Origin of the sequence: uncultured Campylobacter sp., assembly GCF_937997405.1 — a bacterium.
In the GTDB taxonomy this organism is placed as follows: Bacteria; Campylobacterota; Campylobacteria; order Campylobacterales; family Campylobacteraceae; genus Campylobacter_B.
This window is the reverse complement of sequence record NZ_CALKTL010000158.1, coordinates 1-23,169: the sequence shown is the minus strand read 5'-3', so window position 1 is coordinate 23,169 and position 23,169 is coordinate 1. Positions and strand designations below refer to the sequence as shown.

Annotated in this window: 20 protein-coding genes and 1 pseudogene; 17 read left to right on the top strand and 4 right to left on the bottom strand. The window is 48.2% G+C overall.

The annotated features are described in order from the left end of the window. Nucleotides 1–270: 270 nt before the first annotated feature. A complete protein-coding gene (locus Q0372_RS08615; protein ID WP_298104879.1) occupies nt 271–870 on the bottom strand; it encodes an MBL fold metallo-hydrolase in 600 nt (199 codons plus the stop codon). A gap of 95 nt (nt 871–965) precedes the next feature. Here Q0372_RS08615 and nadE point away from each other — a divergent pair, with 95 nt between their 5' ends. The 13 genes from nadE to cmoA all read left to right on the top strand — a co-directional run bounded on the left by nadE (nt 966) and on the right by cmoA (nt 14,405). Then, on the top strand, nt 966–1,769 hold the full coding sequence (gene nadE / locus Q0372_RS08610; protein WP_298104877.1) for an NAD(+) synthase: 804 nt from the start codon (nt 966–968) through the stop codon (nt 1,767–1,769). A gap of 10 nt (nt 1,770–1,779) precedes the next feature. Beyond that, nucleotides 1,780–2,916 carry a DegT/DnrJ/EryC1/StrS aminotransferase family protein gene (locus tag Q0372_RS08605; protein WP_298094635.1) on the top strand — a complete coding sequence of 379 codons (1,137 nt, stop codon included), beginning with the start codon at nt 1,780–1,782 and terminating at the stop codon, nt 2,914–2,916. Then, nucleotides 2,909–3,952 (top strand): tetraacyldisaccharide 4'-kinase, encoded by a 1,044-nt coding sequence (locus Q0372_RS08600; protein ID WP_298104876.1) that lies wholly within the window; start codon nt 2,909–2,911, stop codon nt 3,950–3,952. The genes Q0372_RS08605 and Q0372_RS08600 overlap by 8 nt, the downstream gene beginning before the upstream one ends. Nucleotides 3,953–3,970: 18 nt before the next feature. Further along, a complete protein-coding gene (argB, locus tag Q0372_RS08595) occupies nt 3,971–4,828 on the top strand; it encodes an acetylglutamate kinase (protein ID WP_298104874.1) in 858 nt (285 codons plus the stop codon). 121 nt (nt 4,829–4,949) lie between these two features. Further along, entirely contained in the window at nt 4,950–6,503 is a 1,554-nt protein-coding gene (thrC, locus tag Q0372_RS08590) for a threonine synthase (RefSeq protein WP_298104872.1), read from the top strand. Beyond that, nucleotides 6,500–7,222: a 3-deoxy-manno-octulosonate cytidylyltransferase gene (gene kdsB / locus Q0372_RS08585; RefSeq protein WP_298104870.1), complete on the top strand. Its 723-nt coding sequence runs from the start codon at nt 6,500–6,502 to the stop codon at nt 7,220–7,222. Before thrC ends, kdsB begins: the two co-directional genes overlap by 4 nt. Continuing rightward, entirely contained in the window at nt 7,212–7,349 is a 138-nt protein-coding gene (locus tag Q0372_RS08580) for a hypothetical protein (protein ID WP_298104868.1), read from the top strand. The genes kdsB and Q0372_RS08580 overlap by 11 nt, the downstream gene beginning before the upstream one ends. Further along, a complete protein-coding gene (gene ligA, locus Q0372_RS08575; protein ID WP_298104866.1) occupies nt 7,346–9,352 on the top strand; it encodes an NAD-dependent DNA ligase LigA in 2,007 nt (668 codons plus the stop codon). The genes Q0372_RS08580 and ligA overlap by 4 nt, the downstream gene beginning before the upstream one ends. Further along, the gene (locus Q0372_RS08570; protein WP_298104863.1) at nt 9,349–9,945 is read left to right on the top strand and encodes a hypothetical protein; all 597 of its coding nucleotides are present in this window, start codon (nt 9,349–9,351) and stop codon (nt 9,943–9,945) included. The genes ligA and Q0372_RS08570 overlap by 4 nt, the downstream gene beginning before the upstream one ends. Then, the gene (locus Q0372_RS08565; RefSeq protein ID WP_298104861.1) at nt 9,935–11,149 is read left to right on the top strand and encodes an SAM-dependent methyltransferase; all 1,215 of its coding nucleotides are present in this window, start codon (nt 9,935–9,937) and stop codon (nt 11,147–11,149) included. Before Q0372_RS08570 ends, Q0372_RS08565 begins: the two co-directional genes overlap by 11 nt. Beyond that, entirely contained in the window at nt 11,139–11,651 is a 513-nt protein-coding gene (locus Q0372_RS08560) for a lipocalin family protein (RefSeq protein WP_298104860.1), read from the top strand. The genes Q0372_RS08565 and Q0372_RS08560 overlap by 11 nt, the downstream gene beginning before the upstream one ends. After that, a complete protein-coding gene (locus Q0372_RS08555; protein WP_298104857.1) occupies nt 11,651–13,033 on the top strand; it encodes a riboflavin kinase in 1,383 nt (460 codons plus the stop codon). Before Q0372_RS08560 ends, Q0372_RS08555 begins: the two co-directional genes overlap by 1 nt. A gap of 667 nt (nt 13,034–13,700) precedes the next feature. After that, nucleotides 13,701–14,405, top strand: coding sequence for a carboxy-S-adenosyl-L-methionine synthase CmoA (gene cmoA / locus Q0372_RS08550; RefSeq protein ID WP_298104855.1), 705 nt, complete (start codon nt 13,701–13,703; stop codon nt 14,403–14,405). A 194-nt stretch (nt 14,406–14,599) separates the two neighbouring features. On the opposite strand, the gene Q0372_RS08545 is transcribed toward cmoA, so the two are convergent. Both Q0372_RS08545 and rpsO read right to left on the bottom strand, forming a co-directional pair. Further along, on the bottom strand, nt 14,600–14,884 hold the full coding sequence (locus tag Q0372_RS08545) for a hypothetical protein (protein ID WP_298104854.1): 285 nt from the start codon (nt 14,882–14,884) through the stop codon (nt 14,600–14,602). A 511-nt stretch (nt 14,885–15,395) separates the two neighbouring features. Next, nucleotides 15,396–15,668: a 30S ribosomal protein S15 gene (rpsO, locus tag Q0372_RS08540; protein ID WP_005871877.1), complete on the bottom strand. Its 273-nt coding sequence runs from the start codon at nt 15,666–15,668 to the stop codon at nt 15,396–15,398. Between the two features lie 104 nt (nt 15,669–15,772). Here rpsO and Q0372_RS08535 point away from each other — a divergent pair, with 104 nt between their 5' ends. The 4 genes from Q0372_RS08535 to dctP all read left to right on the top strand — a co-directional run bounded on the left by Q0372_RS08535 (nt 15,773) and on the right by dctP (nt 19,723). Further along, nucleotides 15,773–16,186 carry an Rrf2 family transcriptional regulator gene (locus Q0372_RS08535; RefSeq protein WP_297944765.1) on the top strand — a complete coding sequence of 138 codons (414 nt, stop codon included), beginning with the start codon at nt 15,773–15,775 and terminating at the stop codon, nt 16,184–16,186. Further along, nucleotides 16,183–17,235, top strand: coding sequence for a DHH family phosphoesterase (locus Q0372_RS08530; protein WP_298104852.1), 1,053 nt, complete (start codon nt 16,183–16,185; stop codon nt 17,233–17,235). The genes Q0372_RS08535 and Q0372_RS08530 overlap by 4 nt, the downstream gene beginning before the upstream one ends. Beyond that, a complete protein-coding gene (locus Q0372_RS08525) occupies nt 17,225–17,467 on the top strand; it encodes a hypothetical protein (RefSeq protein WP_297881153.1) in 243 nt (80 codons plus the stop codon). Before Q0372_RS08530 ends, Q0372_RS08525 begins: the two co-directional genes overlap by 11 nt. A gap of 1,062 nt (nt 17,468–18,529) precedes the next feature. Next, on the top strand, nt 18,530–19,723 hold the full coding sequence (gene dctP / locus Q0372_RS08520) for a TRAP transporter substrate-binding protein DctP (RefSeq protein WP_298104851.1): 1,194 nt from the start codon (nt 18,530–18,532) through the stop codon (nt 19,721–19,723). A gap of 953 nt (nt 19,724–20,676) precedes the next feature. On the opposite strand, the pseudogene Q0372_RS08515 reads toward dctP, so the two are convergent. Continuing rightward, nucleotides 20,677–22,946 (bottom strand): annotated as a pseudogene (locus Q0372_RS08515) (molybdopterin-dependent oxidoreductase). Between the last annotated feature and the right edge of the window lie 223 nt (nt 22,947–23,169).

Below are 23,169 nucleotides of genomic sequence, written 5' to 3'. Positions count from 1 at the left end.
AGCGCGAAATTTTGCTAAATTTAATCAAGCGGCGGTAAATTTTAAAATTTTATCTGCCCATTGCACGCTGGCGCAGGTATAGTGCGAACGGGGCGCAGAATTTAATGCCCGGGGCCTCAAATAAAGCGGTAAATTTCGGCGCCTGCAATGCGAGCAAAGCGGCATAAATTCTAACGCCCACAAGCAAAGCAGTATAAAAAATTTAACGCCGACCGGCTTCACGCCGCTTTACCGCTTATTGTGCGGCGAAACGCAGTTAAATTTAAACGATCAGCGCTCAAAAAGTTGCAAAAAATATTTTAAATTTTGCCTCTCGGCCGCTAGACTAGTATTTGCTCCGTGTCCCGGATAGAGCGTAAAATCGCCCTCTATCTGCAAAATTTTATGCAGAGATTCTTTCATCTGCTCGCCGCTTGAAAAGGGAAAATCCCACCTGCCGATAGAGCCTTTAAATATGACGTCGCCGCTAAAGATAACGCCGTCCACTTCTATCATACAGCTGCCCTGCGTGTGTCCTGCAAAAAGGCTAAATTTAACGTTAAAGCCCGCTATTTCAAAGCTTTGCTCCTGCCCTTTTATGAGCACATCCGCTTCTATGGATTCTGGCATCGTCTCAAAAGGATCCGCCCGTAGCATAAAGGCGTCATCCTCGTGGATATAAATTTTAGCGCCCGCCCTTTGCAGCTTGGCGTCGTCGTAAACATGATCGAAATGCCCGTGCGTATTCAAAACCGCGGCGATCTTTCCCGTATTTTGCATCACCCAATCAAAACTGCCCTCGCCCGGATCGATCACCAAATCGCCCTGCTCGCCCTTTAGAATGTAGCAATTCGTCACGTATTCGCCGAAAGCTTTTTTTAAAATTTGCATTTAAATCCTCCTTTTAAGCTTAAATTAAAGCCGTAATTTAGCCAAAAATAGTTAAAATTCGCGCAATTTAACGTAAAATTTTAAGGCTAAATATTATGTTCTTGGACGATTTGCTGCCGCAACTGACCGATTTTTTATCGGAGAGACTCGATGAAACGGGTGCGGACGCCTTTGTAGTGGGTATCAGCGGTGGGCTTGACAGCGCCGTGGTTTCTGCGCTTTGTGCGCTTACCGAGATCCCCACTTACGGGCTTATCCTGCCTAGCGCGGGTTCAAATTTAGAAAATATGGCAGACGCGATCTTTCATTGCGAATCCTTTAATATCCCCTACGAGATCAAAGAGATCGCGCCGTTTGTAGAAAATTTTACCGCTTTAAATCCCGGCGCAAGCGCTCTTCGCATCGGAAATTTCGCCGCGCGCGTGAGAATGAGCTTACTTTATGATTACAGCGCGCAAAAACGCGGAGTAGTCGTAGGCACGAGCAATCTTAGCGAGAGGATGCTCGGCTACGGCACGATTTACGGAGATTTAGCCTGCGCGTTTAATCCGATCGGCGAAATTTTAAAAACCGATCTGTTTAAATTTGCAAAAATTTTATGCATAGACGATGCGATCATAAAAAAAGCTCCCAGCGCCGATCTATGGGAAAATCAAAGCGACGAACGTGAGCTTGGATACAGCTACGAGATCTTAGATAGTGTGCTAAGAGATATTTTTTCGCACGAAACGCTGCGGACGAAATTTCGCTCAGGCGAGCAAATAACCTCAAACGATCTAAAATATCTGCAAAACTCGCACCACAATCAAGAGCTGGTGAAATTTATCGTCCGTAGAATTCTTAAAAATAATTTTAAGCTTCGCGCGCCCGCGGTCGCCCGCATAGAGCCCGCACACTAAGGAGAGATTTATGAAAGAGATACCGTTTTATAAGGCTCAAATCGATAAAAAAGAGGAAGACTTAATTAAAAGCGCCCTCTACAACAGCGATATAAGATATAGCGAAATTTTTGAAGAGGATATTTGTAAATATTTCGGCGTAAAGCATGCCGTATCGACTACGAGCGGCACGACGGCGCTGCATCTGGCGCTTTGTGCGATGGATATTAAGCGCGGAGATAAAATTTTATGCTCCGTAAATTCCTTCCCTAACGTCGCCGAAGTGATCCGCCACTTCGACGCCGAGCCCGTTTTCGTAGATATCGATCCGATAAGCTTTAATATCACGAGCGAAAGCCTTGCTCGCACGATAGATCAGAACCGCCACAAGAAGCTAAAATGCGCTTTCATCTCGCACATCGCGGGGCTTGCTGCGGATATAGACGCCATCAGCGAGGTCGCCAAAAGCGAAAATATCGTCCTTATAGACGATGCGTGCCGCGCTATGGGCGCTACCTATAAAGGCGCAAAAATCGGAGCGCTTAAAAGCTCGCTCATATCGTGCTTTCAGATTAATCCTCAAGCGCAAGACGCAATCTCTACGGCGGGCTTTTTCGTCACGAACGACGATGAGATCGCAAGCGCCGCGCAGATTTTAAGAAACGGCGGCATCGTAGGAGACGCCTTTTACAAAGACGGCAATATGTCCTTTACCTACGACGTCGATCGCATCGGTCAAAAATACGATCTTAATGCCATAAATTCCGCCTACGCCATCGCCCAGTTTGAAAAAACCGACGCCTTTATAAAGCGCCGCAAGCAGATCGCCGCAGCCTACCGTGAGCAGCTCGCAAACTGCCCTCACGTGACGCTTCCAAGCGACAGCGAGGAGCATATCTATACTCAGTTCATCGTAAAGATCGATAAAAACCGCGACGATTTCGCCAAAGCGCTGATCTCGCGCGGAGTGAGCGTTTCGCTGCACTATGTGCCGGTGCATCTGCTAAGCTACTATAAAAGCAAATATAATTACAAGGTCAATGATTTTCCGAATGCGCTTAAAAACTATCAGCAAATTTTATCCCTGCCGATCTACACGGCGCTTAGCGACGACGATGTGAGCTACATCTGCGAGCAGATCAAAGAGATAGCGCAAAATCGTGTTTAAACTCCTAATCGAGCGAAACCTATACGACCCGAGCCCCGCATGGCTTGCGCTCGGAGTAATTTTAGCGCCTTTAACGCTACTTTATACGCTTATCGTCTGCCTAAAAAGGCTCTTTGCTAAGCCGCAAAAATTTAAAATCCCAATAATCAGCGTCGGAAATTTAACCCTCGGCGGAAGCGGCAAAACCCCGCTGGTGCGGGCGCTTTTTAAAGAATTTAGCGGGGAGTTTAAAACCTGCATCATCCTTCGAGGATACGGACGAAAAAGTAGAGGCTTGCTCGAAGTAGCGCTCGGCGGACGGATACTTTGCGACGTGAGGCAAAGCGGAGATGAGGCGATGGAATACGCGCTGTTTTTGCGCGGCGCAAACGTGATCGTTAGCGAAGATCGCGCCGCAGGGATATTGCGCGCGCAAACTCTCGGCTTTGAGCTCGTGATCCTAGACGACGGATTTTCTAAATTTAATATCTCTAAATTTGATATCTTGCTACGCCCGCAAAGCGCGCCGAAGCTGCCCTTTTGCCTGCCCTTCGCCGCGTATCGCTACCCGCCGTTTTTTTATAAATTTGCGGATTTTATACCCTCTCCGAGCGACATTTCGCAGGAGCTTAAAATCGTTTCGGCGGCGGATCTGCAAGGCACTCTAAACGGCACGGATGAAATTTCAAATCTTGCGGATAAAATTTCGGATTTAAACCCCGCCGCCGCGGATAAAATTTTAAATTCCAAAGAGGCTGGTTTTGAAAAATCCCGCACAATCTTAATCAGCGCTATCGCCAAACCTTGGCGCTTGCAAGAGTTTTTACCGCTTGCAAAAGCTCACGCATTTTTCCCCGATCATTACGATTTCAAAAAAGAGCAGATTTTAGAGCTGCTAAGGCGCGAGGGCGTGGAGCATATCCTTTGCACGGCGAAAGATTACGTGAAATTAAGGGATTTGAGCGCGGAAATTTCGGTGATTCTGTTAAATTTAAAGCTAAGCGAAAACTTTATCCGCAAAATTCAAAACTACATAAACCAAGCTATGATAAAATAAGGTTTTTAAAGGAATTTTATGATAAAAAAGAGCAAAACCGCCGAAGTCATCATCTCCGCGCTGCCCTATATCCGTAAATTTAGAGATAAAATTTTCGTCGTCAAATACGGCGGCGCGGCGCAAACCGACGATACGCTCAAGCTTGATTTTGCCCGCGATATCGTGCTTTTGCATATGGTCGGCATCAAGATCATCGTCGTGCACGGCGGCGGCAAAAAGATCAATCAGACCCTGGATAAGATCGGCGTGCAGAGCGAATTTTGCGATGGACTTCGCGTAACGAGTAAAGACGCGATCGAAATTACCGAGATGGTGCTAAGCGGCGCGGTAAATAAAGAGATCACGGCGCTTTTGAACCAAAACGGCGCGCCTGCGATCGGCATCAGCGGCAAGGACGGCGGGCTTTTGAGGGCAAAATTCCTTGATGAGAAAAAATACGGCTTCGTAGGCGAGATCACCGAGGTAAATACCAAACTGATAAACGACCTGCTGCAAAAGGACTATCTGCCGGTAATCGCTCCGCTTGCGGGCGGCGAGACGGACGAAAACGTGAGCTTTAATATCAACGCCGATCTCTGCGCTAGCAGGATCGCAGCCGCGCTAAAAGCGAGCAAGGCGATATTTTTAAGCGACATTGACGGAGTGCTCGATAAAGAGGGGAATTTGATCAGCAAGCTCGATGCCGCGCTCATTTCGAAACTTAAAAAGGACGGTACGATCGCAGGCGGCATGATCCCAAAGGTCGATGCATGCCTGCAATGCGTGCGAAACGGCGCGAGTGCCGCGCATATCATCAACGGCAAAATTCCGCACTCGATCCTGCTTGAGCTTTTCACCGACGGCGGCATAGGAAGTTTGATAAAGGAAGAAATTTAGGCGCGGACGCGGAGGCGGCAGGCTTAAAGCAGCAATGCCGCAAATCCGTGCAAGCGACCTAAGCGATCAAATTTAAAGCGCCTGGGCGGGCGTAAATTTTAAAATTTTAAAAAGGAAAAAGATGAAACTGGTTTCTACGAGAGATTTTTCGCAAAAAGCGGATCTTAGCTACGCGCTGCTAAATCCGAGCGCAAGCGGCGGCGGGCTTTTTAGCCCCGAGAGGCTGCCGCTTTTGAGCGAGGATTTTTTTAAGCAGTGCGAAGATCTGAGCTACAAACAGATCGCGCTTAAAATTATCGAGAGCTTCGATTTTGACGTAAGCAGCGAGGTCTTTGAGAGCGCGCTAAAGCGCTACGATAAATTTGAAAATCCCGCCTGCCCCGTCCAGATCAAAAAACTAAGCGAAAACGCCTATATTTTGGAGCTTTATCACGGCCCGACGCTTGCGTTTAAGGATATGGCGCTACAGCCCTTCGGCGCGCTTTTAAAGAGCATCGCAAAATCCAGAAATGAAAAATTTTTAATAATGTGCGCCACGAGCGGCGACACTGGGCCTGCGACGCTGGAGGCTTTTGCGGACGACGAAAACATCAAAGCGGTCTGCCTCTATCCGCAGGGCGGCACGAGTGAGATACAGCGCCAGCAGATGGTCAAACAAAGCGCGACAAATCTTAAAATTTTAGGCGTGCGCGGCAACTTCGACGATACGCAGCGCGCGCTAAAATCGCTGCTGTCTGATGATGATTTCAAAAACGAACTCGCGCGGGCGAATTTAAATTTAAGCGCCGCAAACTCGGTAAATTTCGGCAGGATTTTATTTCAGATCATCTACTACCTCTACGCTAGCATCTATTTTTCAAAGCACGGCGTATTGAGCCCCGAGCAAAATTTAAAGCAAAGCGATCAGTGCACGGCGTGCGGTAAAAATTTTGGCGCCGCAGCGGGCGCAAACAGCGCACAGAGCGCAAAACCGGACTCTAAATTTAACACCTTCGACGTCATAGTGCCTAGCGGGAATTTCGGCAACGCGCTGGGAGCGTATTTCGCCAAAAAAATGGGTGCAAAGATCGGCAAAATCAAGATCGCTTCAAACGCGAACAATATCCTGACCGAGCTTTTTACGCGCGGCATCTACGATCTGCGAAATCGCGAGCTCATCCGCACAATCAGCCCTGCGATGGATATTTTAGTTAGCTCCAACGTCGAGCGGCTGCTTAGCGATATGTTCGGCGATGCGCGCACGAGCGAGCTGATGCAAAGCCTGGCGCGAGATAAATTTTATCAGCTTAGCGCGAGCGAGCTTGCGAAGCTGCGCGAGGTCTTCGAGGCGGATTTTTGCGACGATGCGCAGTGCGCTAAATTTATCAAGCAAGAGAGCAGCCACGGCGTGCTGATCGATCCGCACACGGCGACCTGCTTCAAGCTGCTTGACGAAAGTCGCCTAAATCTAGTCATCTCGACCGCGAAGTGGATTAAATTTACGCCGTCGATGATCGGCGCGATTAAAGGCAGGGCTTGCGAGGACGAAAGGGCTGATATGATCGCGCTTTCGAAGGAATTTCGCAGCGACATTCCGCCGCAGATCTCGCGCCTTTTTAGCGCGCCGCAGGTACATTCTAGCGTCGTGGAGCAAAGCGAGATCAAAAACGCCATAATGGAGTGGATAAAAAAATGATAGTAATCCCCGCGCGCCTTGCTTCGACGCGCTTTAAAAATAAAATTTTATGTGAGTTCGGCGGCGTGCCGATGTTTATCAAAACGGCTCAAAATGCCGCCAAGGCAGACCGCGTGCTAATCGCCGTGGATGAGCCGCAAATTTTAAAGATCGCGCAAGATTACGGCTTTGACGCCGTTCTCACCGCGCGCGAGCATCAAAGCGGCACCGATCGGATCAATGAAGCGGTCGCAAACGCGGCGCTTGCGGAGAACGAGATCATCATCAATATCCAAGCCGACGAGCCCTTTTTCGAGAGCGAAAATTTGATTAAATTTAAAGATTTCGCCAACGCCATGATCACGCAAAAGGGCGCATTCATGGCGAGCTGCTACAAATACATAAGCCCTCAGGCGGCGGAGGATCCGAATTTAGTCAAGCTAGTGCTCGATAATGCGGGCTTTGCGATCTATTTTTCGCGCTCACTCATCCCCTACCCGCGCACGGCATGCGAATGCTACCTCGGACACATCGGCATCTACGCATACAGCGTGCGGAATTTAAAGCGCTTTTGCGCCCTGCCCGCCTCAGCGCTGGAAGATACCGAAAAACTCGAGCAGCTTCGCGCCATAAGCGCGGGCGAGAAGATCGCAATGCTAGGCATCGAAACCGCGAGCATCGGCATCGACACGCCGGCTGATTACGAGCGCGCGCTAAAGGAGTTCGGCAATGGAATTTAAAATTTACTCGTTGTGCGGCGCAGCGATTCAAGTACACAGACTCGCCGCGGAGCGTAAAATTCTAACGGCGCATGAAATTCTAATGGCGCGCGGAATTTTAAAATTTAAAGATGCGAGCGCAAGATGAATTACGATGAATACAGATCTGCAGTAGATACGCTAAATACGTGGGCGCGGGCATATTACACCGACGATAAGCCAATCGCGAGCGACGAGGAGTATGACGAGCTTTATTCAAAAGCAGAGAAATTCGAGGAGCAAAATCCCGCGCTAGCACTGCCGTACTCGCCTACGCGGCGCATCGGAGGCGCGATCAGCGAGGGCTTTTCCAAACTCGCTCACGGCGCGCAGATGTGGTCGATGGAGGATATTTTCGACGACGCGGACCTTTTGGCGTGGCTAGCTCGCGGCGAGAAGGGCGGCGCGCAGTTTTACGTCGAGCCGAAATTTGACGGCGCGAGCTTAAATTTGACCTACGAAGGCGGCGTGCTGATAAGCGCGGCGACGCGCGGCGACGGGCTTATAGGCGAGGACGTAACGCAAAACGCAAGAGCGATCAAATCGGTGCCGCTTCAGATCCCATACGAGGGAAGGATCGAGATCCGTGGCGAGACGCTGATCGCAAAGAGCGATTTTGACGCGCTAAACGACGAGCGCGCCGCAAACGGCGAGAGCTTGTTTTCAAACCCGCGCAACGCCGCCGCAGGCAGCCTGAGGCAGCTGGATAGCGCGATCGTAGCGAAGCGGAAGTTAAAATTTATCCCGTGGGGGGTCGGCGAGCATTCGTTAAGCTTTGCGCTGCACTCGCAGATAATGGAGTTCGTGCGCAGTCTCGGCTTTTTGCGCGACGAGTTTTGCCGTATCTGCACGGGCGTAAGCGAGATCAGGAGTGCATACGAGGCGCTGCATAGCATGCGCGCTAGCAAAGATCTGATGCTTGACGGCATGGTAATCCGCGTAAACGAGCTTTCGAAGTGCGCACAGATGGGCTATACGGTGAAATTCCCGCGCTTTATGGTCGCGTATAAATTCCCCGCAGTCGAAAAGGTAACGCGGCTGCGCGAGATCAATCTACAGGTCGGCCGCACCGGCGCGGTAACCCCCGTAGCCGTCGTAGATAGCGTAAATATCGACGGCGCGAACGTTTCAAACGCGACGCTTCATAATTTCGACGAGATCGCGCGGCTTGGGCTGATGAAAAACGATTTCGTGGGCATCATCCGCAGCGGCGACGTGATCCCGAAGATCACGAGCGTTTACAAACAGCGCAGAGACGGTACGCAGAGCGAAATTTCGCGCCCGGATCGCTGTCCCGTCTGCGGCGAGAAATTGCTTGACGAAGGCGCGCTCATAAAGTGCCAAAACCTCGATTGCAAGGCGCGCGTGATAGGCTCGCTGATCTATTTCTGCTCCAAAAAATGCATGAATATCGAAGGGCTAAGCGACGCGACGATCACGCAGCTTTTTGAAAGCGGCAAAATTTCAAAGATCAGCGACATTTACGCCCTCGGCGCGCAGGATTTGGCGGATCTTGAGGGCTTTGCGGATAAAAAAATTTCAAATCTTTTGGGCGCGATAAATGCGAGCAAAAACGCGCCGCTTGAGCGCTTCATCGCTTCTTTAGGGATCGAACACATCGGCGAGGTGGCCGCGCGCAAGATCGCCGCAGCGTTCGGACAAGATTGGCTAGATGCAAGCGAGGATAAAATTCTGCGGCTGGAGGGCTTTGGAGAGGCGATGGCAAGGAGCCTAGCGGAGTTTTGCAAGATAAATCGCGAAAAAATTCTAAATCTAAGCGAAATCATCACGCCTCGCGCGCCCCAGATGCAGACCGTCAAAAGCGCCTTCACGGACCGCAGCGTCGTCATCACCGGCACGCTCAGCCGTCCGCGCGACGAGTTTAAGGCCAGGCTTTTGGCTATGGGCGCGAAGGTGCAGGGCTCGGTATCTGCCAAGACCGACTTCGTGCTTGCAGGCGCAGAAGCGGGCTCCAAGCTGCAAAAAGCTCGGTCACTTGGCGTGCGGGTGATCGATGAGAGCGAGTTTGAAGCGCTCGCAAGCCTGGCGACGACCGGCGTAAATTCGCCTAGCAAGAGCGAGCCCCAAACGCTTGCGGGGAGCGGCGAGTGAATGTATTTTGTTTGGCGCCAAACCCGCACTCAAACGGCGCAGGGTTAAATTTCAAAAGAAACCTCCGTCCTGCGGCGTTTGTGTGTTTTACGAAGCGCGAGAATTTTAAAAATTTTGCGCCAAGCCAACGAACGTCAAATTTAACGGCAGAAGCGAGAGCTACAAATCGAGCAATCGGCGCAAGACCACAGGGCTTTGAGGTGCGCACAGCGACAAAGCGAGAAGCGATTTCTGCACGCCGTGCGGACTTTGCTTGCCGCGGTGCCGAGACGGCTGGCGTAGCGCCGATAGATACGACTGCAAGCGAAAATATTTTAAATTTTGCGGCGCGCGAACACTGCGCCGATAGGAAAAATTTTAAAATTTTCGCTAGCGATGAGATCAAATTTACAACGCACGGCGAGCTAAAATTTGCAACACGCGGTATGGCTAAATTTACGGCATGTCGCGGGTTAAAATTTGAGCCTTGCGGTACTGCTACGCGAGGTTTTACTACACGCGATAAAATTTTAAGCTCAAGCTCACGCAAAAACTGCGTGAGATTTAAAATTTCACCGCCGCGCGACGCGGAGAAAAGACAAAATGAGATTTGATCTACTCGTCGCAAATACGCTTAAAATCAGCAGAAATCAGGCCGCTTCGCTGATAAAACAGGATAAAATTTTGCTGCGAGGCACCGTGCAAAACAGGCCCTCCGCGCAGATCGCGCCCGAGCAGAGCGGCGAAATCAGCGCGGTTGATCAAATTTATGTAAGCAGAGGCGCGCTCAAGCTTGCGGGTTTTTTGGACGAACTTGCCGAAAACGGACTTTTGGCAAGCTGCGGTGCAAATTCGCCTAACTCGGCGGCAGAAATTTCAAAGCCATGCAGCGGCGCAAAGAGCGCAGATAATAAATCGACAGCGACGCAAAGAGCGGGTGAGGTAACGACGCAAATTTCAAATGTAGATTTTGCGGCTACGGATAAAATTTTAGGCGCGAACGAGACGACCGAAATTCCAAGCGCGACGGCGGCAAAGATCGCAAAAGCGACTACCGAAGCGATCCGTACCGCAAAAACTAGCGCCGAGACGGCGGAGCTCTTACAAACCAGTGCAGGCAAGCAAACAGTGGAATTTTTACAGATGAGCACAGGCGCCGAGACGGCAGGACTTTTGCAAACGGACGCAGACGCTGAAACGGCAGAGATTTTAAATGCGGCGAAAGCCTCCAAATCGGGCGGCAATGCGGGCGCGTGCCGCAACGAAGGCGGCGCGGAGCCGGTACAAATAAAGCCCTTGCAAAAAGATATTTTAAATTTAGCGGGAGCCGATGTTTTGGACGTGGGCAGCAGCACTGGCGGATTTGTGCAGATTTTATTGCAGCGCGGCGCAAAGAGCGTGACCGCGCTTGACGTCGGCAGCTCGCAGCTAAGCGAAATTTTGCGGCGCGATCCTCGCGTGATCGTGCGCGAAAACACCGACATTAGGGAGTTTATAAGCAAGAAAAAATTTGATCTCATCACCTGCGACGTGAGCTTCATCTCGCTAAATTTGATCTTAAAAAGCCTCACTAGCCTCGCAAAAAGCGCTATCATCGTGCTATTTAAGCCGCAATTTGAGGTGGGTGCAGAGGCGAAGCGAAATAAAAAAGGCGTGCTTAAGGACGAAAAAGTAGCGCGCGGCGCGCGGGCGAAATTTGAGCGGCTATGCGCCGAGCTAGGCCTTGCCGTGCTGCACTCTGGCGCCTGTAAGATCACGGGCAAAGAAGGAAATCAAGAATTTTTCTATCTTCTAAAAAGGATGAACGATGAAATTTAAAAATTTGATTATTTTGGTGCTAGGCGCCGTTTTTTTGAGCTCATGCGCCAAAAGCCTGAGCCCGAAAGCACCGCTGGTAAAAAATTTCGACATCTCTAAATTTAGCGGCGGCTGGTACGAAATCGCCCGTATGAAGGGCGGTAGCGAGCTGCAAAACACCGCGTACGAGTGCTTCATCGATAAAAACTCCACGATCAATCTTTTAAAAACCGCCAAAACAAGCTCGGGCAAAATCGAAAACGAGCAGCACGTATTGGAGTTTGCGGGCGATAAAAACGTAGGCCTGCTCTATCAAAAAGGCCTGATTTCTGACTCCCTCTACCGCGTGGCGCAGGTGGACGGCGACTATCGCTACGCCCTGATCTTCGGCGCCGATACGAGCGAGCTGTATATCCTCTCGCGCACCAAAACCCTGCCTGAGCCGATCCGCATCGTTTATCTAAAAAAGGCGAAGCACAGCGGCTATGACACCAAAAAAATCGTCTGGACGAAGCAGAAATAATGGCTAATCAAAAATTAGGTAAAGACCATACAGGGGCTTCGCTACGGAATTTTAAAGAGCGAAATTTCGTAGCGCAGAATTCCAACTTGCAAAATTTTACGGAACAGAATTTCACAAGCAATGGAGAAAATTCATCTCAAAATATCAAACGCCCAAGGCAAGAGCTCAATGAAAATAAAACCGGCGATGCGCACCGCGCAGATGAAGCAAATACCGACGCCGCTTGCAGTAACGAAACGGCTTATGGCGGCACTTGCGGCAATGGCGTAGACGCGCAAGTCCAGGGCACGCTTCCTGCTTGTGCGGAAGTGCTGCGTGCGCGCCTAAGCGAGCAGTTCATACGTGGCGAGATTTTCGCAACGCTGCAAGGCGCAAACCGCGATAATGTGCGCGCCGTAGCGATCGGTAACTTCGACGGCATGCACCTTGGACATCAAAAATTATTCGAGCATTTAGGCGAGCACGGCGCGATAATCGTGATCCTAGCGGGCGGCGACGCAAAGCTCACCCCCTTCGCGTCCCGCGGCGCCTACACGCAGAAAAAGCTCTTTTACTGCGAACTTAGCAAAATCAAAAATCTAAGCGGAGGCGAATTCATCGAGCTTTTAGAGCAAAATTTCATAAATTTACAAAAAATCGTCGTCGGCGAGGATTTTAGATTCGGGCGCGATCGAGCCTGCGGAGTGGAGTTTTTGCGGCGCGAATTTCGCGGGCAAACCTGCGTCTTAGGGGAGTTTTGCTTAAGCGGCGGCGGCGTGCATTCAAGTAAGATCAAGGAGCTTTTATCGCGCGGAAGGTGCGAAGAGGCGGCGGAGCTTTTAGGGCGAAATTACGAGATCTGCGGACGGATCGTACGCGGTCAAGGGCGCGGGGCACGGGAGTTCGTAGCGACGCTAAATCTTGATGCGAGCGGCTATTTTATGCCAAAAAGCGGCGTGTATGCGACCCTGGCGCGCGCTGGAAGCAAGGAATTTGCAAGCGTGAGCTTCTTGGGGCACAGGCTCAGCACCGACGGGGCTTTCGCGCTTGAAACTCACATTTTGGGGGACTTTGCAAGCTTTGAGGCTGGTTTAAATTCCGCACAAGATCGCGCGCCGTGCTGTGGGGGACAATCTGCACATTTTGCGCAAAATTTAGATGAAATTTCGGCGCGTAATTCGGCCGAAATTTCTACCCGAAATTTTGCGGCGAACGAGAGCTTGGACGCCGAAAATAAAATTTTAGAGGCTGCGGACAAAAACAGCGGCGCGAAATTCGTCTGCGTGAAATTTATAAAGTTCCTACGTGAAAATCGCAAATTTAGCGATTTAGCGCGGCTTAAAGAGCAGATTTTAAAAGACGCTTCAGAGGCGGAGGCGGTACTACGAAGCCGCAAATTTTAATCTACGGCTTGCAAGCTTAAAGATGAAATTTTCGGGCTGTGCGCTTGATTTGATGCGTCTGCCCGCGTTTTGCATCTACGACGCATTAAATGAGCCGTCTGCGTCGTCCCGTATAAAAGTCGTGTGCCTGCCTCCGAGGATGCTTGGTGCACCGTCTGCGTCTGCGATGCCATATGGGAAGTGTGCACAAAAGCGGCGCGTAAAATCGCAAAATAGGCGTGAAATTCTACTAATAAAGCTTTGACTATGCTTTTAGTTTAAGTTCGTAATTAAAGAATTTAAAGAAGCTGTTTTGGTAGCGTGAGATTTGGCGACGTAAAATTAATGCTGCGAAAATACGGAGTAAAATTTTAAGGATGTATTCGCGCGGCGCGGAATTTCAGGGTCTGTCAAGCAAGACGTGAAATTTAACCATGCATCGAGCGTATCTGGGCTAGAAGTTGGGCGCAAACTGGGATGCAGCTCGCTCGCATTAAAAGCGCTCATGCTGCGTTTAAAATTTAGGTATGCTTCGCGCGGGGCAAACTAAGCGCAAAAATTCCATGCGTAGCGGTCGCAAGTCGAGTGTCGCGTAAGTGCAGAAAACACGGCGTGAGAATTCTGCGTTTAGCATGCGTAGGAAGTATAAATCGAGTGCTGCGTAAATAGCAAAATTAAAAGGAAACGGATGAAAGACGAAATTTTTAAAGAGCCTATCAAAAAGCAGTTTGAGTTTGACGCTAGCGTCGCGTCGGTTTTTGATGATATGATCGGCCGCAGCGTGCCGTTTTACGAGGCCAGCACGCGGCTTAGTAGCGAGCTTTTGGCGCGGATACTGCCGCAAAAGGCGCGCGTGATCGATCTTGGCTGCTCGACTGCGACCGCGCTGCTGGCGCTGTTTGCGCTGCGCCCCGATCTGCGGCTGTGCGGCATCGACAGCTCGGAGGCGATGATACAAAACGCCCGCGCCAAGGCGACAGCGTTCGGCGCGAAGCTCGATCTTAGCGTATCGGACGTGCTGGATGCGAGCCTCGAAGACTGCGACGCCGTGATTTTAAACTACACCTTGCAGTTCATCAGGCCGCCGCGCCGCGCCGCGCTCGTGAGTAAAATTTACGACGGATTGCGCGAGGACGGGGTTTTGATCTTTAGCGAAAAGATTATCTACGAAGAGCCTGCGCTCGCGCGTCAGATGATCGAAATTTACGAGGATTACAAGCGCGCGCAGGGCTATTCGCGCTACGAGATCGCGCAAAAACGCGAGGCGCTTGAAAACGTCCTCGTGCCCTACACCGAGGCAGAAAACCGCGCCTTGGCGCTAAGCGCGGGCTTTAAGCGCGTCGAGAGTATCTTTAAATGGGCGAATTTTATGAGCTTCGCGGCGTTTAAATAGCGAGTAGATATAATGAGTATTATGCCCAAAAGATTTAAGTTTTAAATTGTAACAGCGAGCATTTTTGAAAATTTGCAAAGCAAACATCGCATTGCAATATAAAATTTTGCTGCACTAAAGCTATTTTCATCGATTAAATACGCCATAGCGAGCGCAGTGGCACATTTAAAAAGGATAAAATTCTTAATTTTGCGTTATTTATTCGGTTCTGTTTTAGTGATCAACCCGGTATTTTCATCGATCTTCTCACTTGCGACGCGTCTTTCAAAGCTTGCTATAAACTCATCGTATTCGATCTTTTTAGCTCTATCTGCTTCGTATTTTTTCATAGCTTTTTGGAAATCGCTACGTTCAAAAAAATCATTCCAAATCGCGAACAAAGCAAAAGCTAAAAGTCCCCATATATAGCCGCCGATAAAGAAATTTCCGGCGACACAAAATACGACGCAAGCTATTATATCGGTCACAATATAACCCACTCCGTGTCTCCCGGCCGGCAAAATGGGCTCAGGCAACGATAAGCGCCTAAGGTATCTACACCTTTTGAGACATTTTTTAAGCATTCTTTTTCTTTGCTATCATGGCTAGCGGGAGCATAGCCGGCGATTTCATCACCTTTAAAAATATAAAAACCATCGTCCGTTTTTATTTTAAAAACGTCCGCGCCCTGCCCTTTTAATCGAAATTGTCATACCGCTGCATAAGCTGCATCATTAGAAATACCCGCATCTGCGGGGCTGTCTGTGTGGGATCCGGACTCTTTTTTCACATCAATCGCGATACCGTGGAAATAACCCACAAAAATCCTTTAAAATTAAATTTACTCATCCGTACTGAATTTAGCCAACCTTCAAAAATTCCAAATAAATTTAAACATTTCGTAAGCGAGACGGAAGCCGAAATTTTGAGCACAAAAAAAGCGTCCGTCGTTTGACGGACGCCGTGTATAAATCGCAGTGACGAAATAAACGCCGCCGCGAGCAAAGAAGCTTATTTATCTCTTAAATTTAACTCGCTAACGAGCTTAGAGTAAACTGCGTAGTCTTTGTTTTTAAGATATTTCATCATTCTTTTGCGCTGACCTACTAGCTTTAGCAGTCCTAAGCGAGATGAAAAATCTTTCGGATTTGCTTGCAAATGAGTGGTAAGAAGCGTGATCCTCTCGGTAAGAAGCGCGATTTGCACCTCAGCAGAACCTGTATCTTTCTCTCTTCTAGCGAATTTCGCAACTATCTGTGCCTTTTGAGCCGTGTCTAAAGCCATGATGACCTCCTGATCGGTAAAATAGGAAGCGATTATACTTAATTAACCTAAATTTTTGCTTTCTTTGTGTAAAATGCACGCTTTCAGACCAAAGGAGAGAATAAATGCTTTTTACAAAAGCAAGCGAATACGCCCTGCTTTCAATGATCTGCATCGCGGGTAAGGAGGAATCGATGGATGTCGATTCGATCTCTAGCGAGCTTGGAATTTCACGCAGCTTTTTGGCTAAAATTTTACAAAATTTGGCTCGCGCGAGACTTTTGAATTCCTTCAAAGGCGCCAAAGGCGGCTTTGTACTCGCGCGCAATGCGGACGAGATCACGCTAAGCGAGATCATCAAAAGCGCCGAAAGACGCAAGGCGACGGTATTTGACTGCACCGCCGAGGGGATCGACGCCTGCCCGAACGGTCGCACGCTGTGCCGCGTCAATCTAATGTTTGGCGAGCTTCAAGAGAAAGTCGATGAGTATATGGATACAATCACGCTAGCAGATATCATCGGCAAAGAGCGCAAATGAAAATATATCACCTCAGCCACACCGATCTGGACGGCTACGGCGCGCAGTTCGTCGCGGCGCACTATTTGACAGACGTGGAATTTTTCAACGCCAACTACGGCAAGGAGATAAACGAAAAATTTGAGCTCATCCTCGCTCGCATCGACGAGCGGCTTGCCGCAGACGCAGACGAGAAAAGCCTGGTTTTGATCACCGATCTAAATTTACTACCCGCGCAGTGCGAGAAATTTAGCGGCGAACTGGCGCGCCGCAACGCCCGCGTGATCCTTTTGGATCATCATCAAAGCGGACTTGAGTGCGCGAAAAAATTCCCGTGGTATTTTTTGGATTCATCGCGCTGCGCCACGAAGATCACCTATGATTTTTTCAGCGCGATGTTCGGCGGCTCGCCGCGGCTGGATAAACTCGTGCGCATCGTAAACGCCGTGGACATCTGGCTGAAAGACGAGAGCGAGTTTGAGCTCGGCAAGGTCTGCCTCGGCATGGTCTCGGGCGCGAAAGAGATCAATAAGATCATGTTTGAGCGGGAGAGCAGGGATTATATCTTTTTCTTGCTAGAAAAAATTTTTAAATTTCAAAATGAGCCGAGCGCGCACATCGCGCTAGATAGTGCACTCCACGGCATAAAGAAAGAATTTTTTAAAAGCGAACGCGACGATACGCTAAGCAATCTCGTCTCGCATTTCGTAGTCGCCCGTCTAAGCGCGCAAAAGCAGCGCTTTGCGATCGACTACCTCGATAAAAAGGGCATTTTGACCTACAATATCGGCAACGTAAGCGTCATCGGCAACGACTTTTTGACGCAAAACCCCGATGTCGATTTTTTCATCGACGTAACGAGCAAAAAAACACTCAGCTTCCGCGCCGACGGCAAGATCGACGTAAGCGAAATGGCAAAGCTGCTCCTCGGCGGCGGCGGGCACGTAAACGCGAGCGGCGGGATGTTTGCAGGCTTTAAGGACGCGAGCTCGTACGAAGCCGTAAAGGCGCAAATCGTGGATCTGATCGAGAAAAAAACCCAAATTTCAAAGGAAGAAGATGAAAAATAATGACGAAAAAATCGCCGAGCAGGACCTCATCTACGAGATTAATATCCTGCTTGACGCGATGCTGCTTTATGCTGGCGTGAAGCGCGAGCGGCTCGCCGATGCGGCGCAGCTGTATATCGAAAACATCGACACGGTGCTTGCGAACTCGGACGCTAGCGGCGCGGACGAAGTGATCGCCGTGGTAGAGTTTTTGCGTAGCAAACACGCGGAGTTATTTGAAAATAAGGGCTAGCTCGCGAAATTTTAAGCGAAATTTTGCGAGCTAGAATTTTACGAAGCGCAAACTTGCGGAGCAAAATTTTACCAAACGCAGAAATTTATGGAGTGATAAATCCGCGAGATAAAATTTTGCGAAATAGAATTTCTAAAATACGGAATTTTGCGGGTTTAGATTTAAAATTTTAAAATTTAGCAAGTAGGCTTTGCGAATAAAATTTTAAGGCATGATGGCTGTAGAATTTTGTTTTAAAATTTTATGCTGTCAAACAAGAGCAAAATTTCAAGGCTTAGAATTTACGCTAAGAAATTCCGCGCAATAGCAAATTTAAAATTTTAAGTGCATTTTGCGGCACGGAATTTTGCAAAAAATTTTAGACAACGCGGGGTGGCTCTGCATAAAATTCTAATCTAGGCTTCGCGCGGAATTTGCATCAAAACTCCGCGCGGAATTTTGCGCTCAACTAAGGCGCAAAATTCAAATATAAAGGCTAAATCTTTGCTTGCCAGTGTGGCGCGAAGATTGTGCAGATTGCGGAATTTTAAATTTAAAAGCACGATTCTGCCGTCTAAGATCAAAAAATGGCATAGCGTCTAAGCTTGCCGATAATGACAAAGCTCGCTTTGAAAGAAAAGGAGAATTTTATCTGCAAAAGCGCAAAGATGGCATTTAAGATACTTTTGTTATTTCTAAGCAAAATAGATCTGAGCCGGAAGCTTTTAAATAAGCGCGCTTGATAAAATATTATCGCTAGATATGATGCAGGTGTAGGTAAGTACGCCCGAACGCGGCGAAATAAAACTAACATGGCGCTCTATCGTCGCAAAGTCAGGCATTGTAAAATAAAAAAGCTTGGGCAGGGCGCTAAGAAGTAAAATGTCGCGAAATAAGATGTCTACAAAGCAAAGTGCCTATAAGATGAAACGTCGTAAAATAGAATAGAAAGCAACGTATCGATAAAATAGGCACCGTGAAGCAGAATTTCGTAGCAGTGACGCAGGACGCGATTAAATTTTAAGCCGGCGGCGCGCTAAATTTTGAAATTTTATGAATTTAAAACTTTATGAAAGGATATAAATGAAAAAGATTTTTTTGTTTGCATGTCTCATGCTTTTGGGCTCGCAGCTTTTCGGCGACGATAAGGTTTATCGCCTAAGACTTGCTAGTACGTGGGAGGCGACTACGCCCGTTTTGGGCGCTGCTGCTGAGGATTTTAAAAACTATGCCGAAAGCCTTAGTGGTGGCAGGCTTCAGATCCGTATCGATACACCGAGCAAGCACAAGGCAAGCTTTGGCATATTCGACTTCGTCAAAAGCGGTCAATACGATCTAGGATATACTTCGCTTTATTATTATAAAGGCAAAGACGCCAAAACTATGCTCTGGACGGCAGTGCCTTTCGGTATGACTACCGATGAGCAGCACGCGTGGTATTATTATGGTGGTGGGCGAGAGCTTAATGATAAGATGTTCGCGCAATACGGCATGAAGACCTTTTTGATGGGATCTACCGGCATGCAAATGGGCGGCTGGTTTAAAAAAGAGATCAACTCGGTCGCGGATCTGCAAGGGCTTAAATTCCGCATACCGGGGCTAGGCGGAGAGGTGATGAGCAAGCTAGGTGCTACTATAAACACGGTGCCTACGGGCGAACTATTTATGGCGTTAGAGATGGGCACGATCGACGCAGTCGAGTGGGTAAGCCCCGTCTATGATATGCCGCTTGGATTTCACAAAGTGGCTAAATACTACTACACAGGCTGGCAAGAGCCTATGGGAGACTGCCAGCTGCTGGTAAATCAAAAGGCGCTAGAGAAGCTGCCTGCGGATCTTCAAGCGATCTTAGAGGCTGCAGCAAGACTTGCCGGCGAGAACTTCCAAAATAAGGGCTTTTACGAAAACGCTCGCATTTGGGCAGAGCTAAAAGCGCAGTTTCCGGACGTGCAGGTGCGCGACTTCCCTGCGGACGTGATAGCCGCGCTTAAAAAAGCAACGAATGAAATCTTAGACGAAGAAGCGGCGAAAGATCCGATGTTTAAAGAGATCCTAGACAGCCAGCGCGCATTTTTGAAAATCGGTAGAGAATGGAATAAAATAAGCACCGTAGCCTACATAAATAACGTAAGCGGCATCGCGGGCGAAAGCATAGCAAATCCAATCTCCGCAAGCCCTAGCGGTACGACAAGCTCAGATTCTGCAAGCAGCGAAAATCACGGCGCTGCAAGCGATTCTAACGCGACGGACGGCAAAAATTTAAGTGCGACAAAGTAAAGCGGGTGCTGCGAGCGATAAAAATTAAGGCGCGACGAACAGATCTGGCACAATAAGTAACTCAGGTGCGACAAGCGGCAGAAATTCTAACTACTTTTAAATAAAGTAGATGGAATTCTGCCGCAGCAGCTTTGGCACAATAACTTCAATATCAGAGCCCAGTTCATAAATCTGGTTCGCAAGCAGGCAGAAGCTTTGGCGCAATAGCTTTAACATCGCAAGCAGCGCTATCTAGTGCAGCAAAGGGCTCCCGCGTGAAAATAGAACGCCAAAAACACGCGATAAAATAAAATTATAAAAATTCCGAGCTCCAAGCACGGCGGAATTCGGAATTTTAAATCTAAAATTTTAAAATCAAAATTTATGGATTTCAGACGGAGCGCGAAACTACTCCGGTTATGCTAGAAACCGGCATTTGCGACCATTAAGACTAAAAGCCGCGTCTAGCATTTTAAAAAAGCCTATGAGCCTTTTGCATTCATCTATCAAAATTACAAAAATTGCATTTGCGTTATTAAAATTATGACATTTCTTGGCAATATAGGCTAATTCGCATAAAATCAGCCTGCACGCGTTAAAATTTAATCAATAATGTAATTTGGCAAGATTTGTCGCGATAAAATAGCCTTATTATCATGCTTATCTTTAAAATTTACTCCATTGCGCCGCTCTGATTAAGGCTAATTTATTAGGATTTGATAAATCACGAATGCCTGGTCTCTGCCGCCACATCTATTAAATGAAATAGCAGATAAATTTCTATGCCCTTTTATCGATAGTGCAACTACGCAAAAAAGCGTATTAATACCGCGAAATTTATTGAATTCTTGAAATTTTTGATCTTTAAAATATCGCAAGACGGCTAAATCGCCAAAATTTCATATTATTTGAATTGATTGTTAAAAAGTAGATTCGGGAGCATAGCTCCCGAATCTACGGATAAGATTAAATTCTTAGAATTTAATCGGATGGTGGTGGAAGTCGTCGTAAACGACCTTGTTGGTCTGAAACTTAATGCGCTTAAGCTCGCGAATACGCAAAAATTCCTCTTCGTCGATCTTTTTAATCTGAATCGCTGCCTTAAACGTAGGCGTTTTGGCGATGAGATCCCAGCCGCCGCTAGTTAGCTCGTTGCAGCAGCTCTCCCAGTAGTGATAAGACATCTGAATGATACCATCCATTATACACTCGGTGATGTCCGCCTTGATCGCGATATAGCCGTAGCGGCTCCACGCGACGATGAAATCGCCCTGTGAAATTCCGTATCGCTCGGCGAGTTTCGGATTCATTTCCGCAATCGGTCCTATCGCGTCGCCGCCTTGCTCGACAGTCTTAGAGCGCCTAGTCATCGCGCCTCCTGCGTACTCGTAAACCTTACGCGTAGTCAGAAGCTGGATTGGAAACTCTGCATCGGTCTTCTCATCGACCGAGCCCGCCATTACAGGATAATCTTTCGGCATATTCATACGCTTTGCGAATTCCTCTTTGGCGCTTTCGATCTTGCTCTTATCATCCACGAATAGAACTGGGACGAAATTTCCTTTACCGTCCGGAGTAAAGAATTTTTTATCAAGGTACAATGCAGGTCCGCCCATAGAATTCTCATCAGGGCACGGCCAGTGAAGTCCGTGGTATTTTTTGATGCGGTAATAGCTCATTCCGCCGTAATTGTGTGGAGCTACCCTGCGCACCTCTTCCCAAATCTGCTCTGGAGATTGGAATGTGAAATAATCCCCTAGTCCTAGGCGTCTGGCAAGCTCGCAGATGATAGCCCAGTCTTGTCTAGCTTGTCCCGGAGGGGCAACCACAATCTCGCTATGCTGTACGCGGCGCTCGGCGTTAGCATAAGTGCCCTCCTTCTCGCCGCTGCAAGCTCCAGGAAGCACGACATCTGCTTTGCGACTCGTCTCAGTTAAGAAAATATCTTGGATCACATACATCTCTACCTGCGAAATCGCGCGCAAGAAGTGGTTTGCGTTCGGATCGGTCATAACCGGGTTTTCGCCCATCGTCCAGAAAAATTTTACCCTACCATCAAGAATTGCGTCAGGCACTTCGGTTTTATGAATGCCGATCTTGCCGTTTAGGTGACCTTTTGGTAAATTCCACTGGCGTTCAAACCAATCACGGGCACTCTCGTCGGTTACGGCTTTATAGCCGGTAAATACGTTAGGAAGCATTCCCATATCGCAGCAGCCTTGAACGTTTTCTTGTCCACGGATCGGTAGATCGCCGCTTCCGAGCTCGCCCACATTGCCCGTTACGAGCATTAAATTTGAAATGTCGCAAACTGCGCCCACGCCGTGGTTGAAGTGAGTTACACCCATGCCGTGCGTGATAACCGCAGGTCGCGTAGTGGCGTAAATTCTAGCTGCTTTTCTAATATCTTCAGCGTTTAACCTTGTGTATTTAGCTACGGCCTCAGGCGAATAATCCTTAACCGCCTCTTTTACATATTCAAAACCCTTAGTGTATTTCTCAACGAATTCGTGATTTACCAAATCCTCGTCGATAATAGCATGGATTAGAGCATTGATGACTGGGATATTGTGCTCCGGCTCAAGCTGGAGGTGGATATCTGCGCGATTTGCGAATTCCGTCTTAACCGGGTCGATGACGATGAGTTTAGCGCCTCTATTTAACGCTCTTTGAACGTGCATAGCTACGATCGGGTGACCATTTTCAGGGTTTGAGCCGATCATCATAATGCAGTTGCTGTGAGTTCCGATCTCCGTGAAGCTATTTGTAGCCGCTCCGTTACCGATTGTTTTGGCAAGACCTGCCACAGTCGGAGCGTGTCAAATGCGCGCGCAGTGATCGATATTATTCGTACCTAAAATTCTAAGTAGCTTCTGCGCTACGTAGTTATCCTCATGCGTACAGCGTGCAGAATAGTTTCCGGCTATCGCGTCGGCGCCGTATTTTTCTTTTTAACTTCGAGCATCTTTTTAGCAACCAAATCAAGCGCTTCGTCCCAGCTAGCCTCGACCAAATCGCCGTCTTTACTAAATTTGCCATTCTTTTTACGAATTAGCGGAGTAGTAAGCCTATCTCTAGAGCCTACGTAATTCCATCCGTAATAACCTTTCAAACATAAACAACCTTGATTTACGGGGTTGTCGCTTACGCCGGTTGCGGATTTGATATAATTGTCTTCCGCAGTCAGCTCGATTTGACAGCCTGTGCCACAATAAGGGCATATGACCTTGCCTTTATTCGCCATATTTTCTCCTTTCGAAAATACTAAACATGCAAAATTACCATATATGCAATTTCGGCACAATTATATAAATTCTTACCTAAAATAAAATTGAAATTTTGCCTTAAGCTAAAAGAATTTTTTCAATTATAATTAGGAGTAAGTTGGGGTAATTTCAGTAGCAATTTAAATTTTAAAATATACTTTAATACTGATATACTAGACTTTTAAAGCAAATAATCAACGA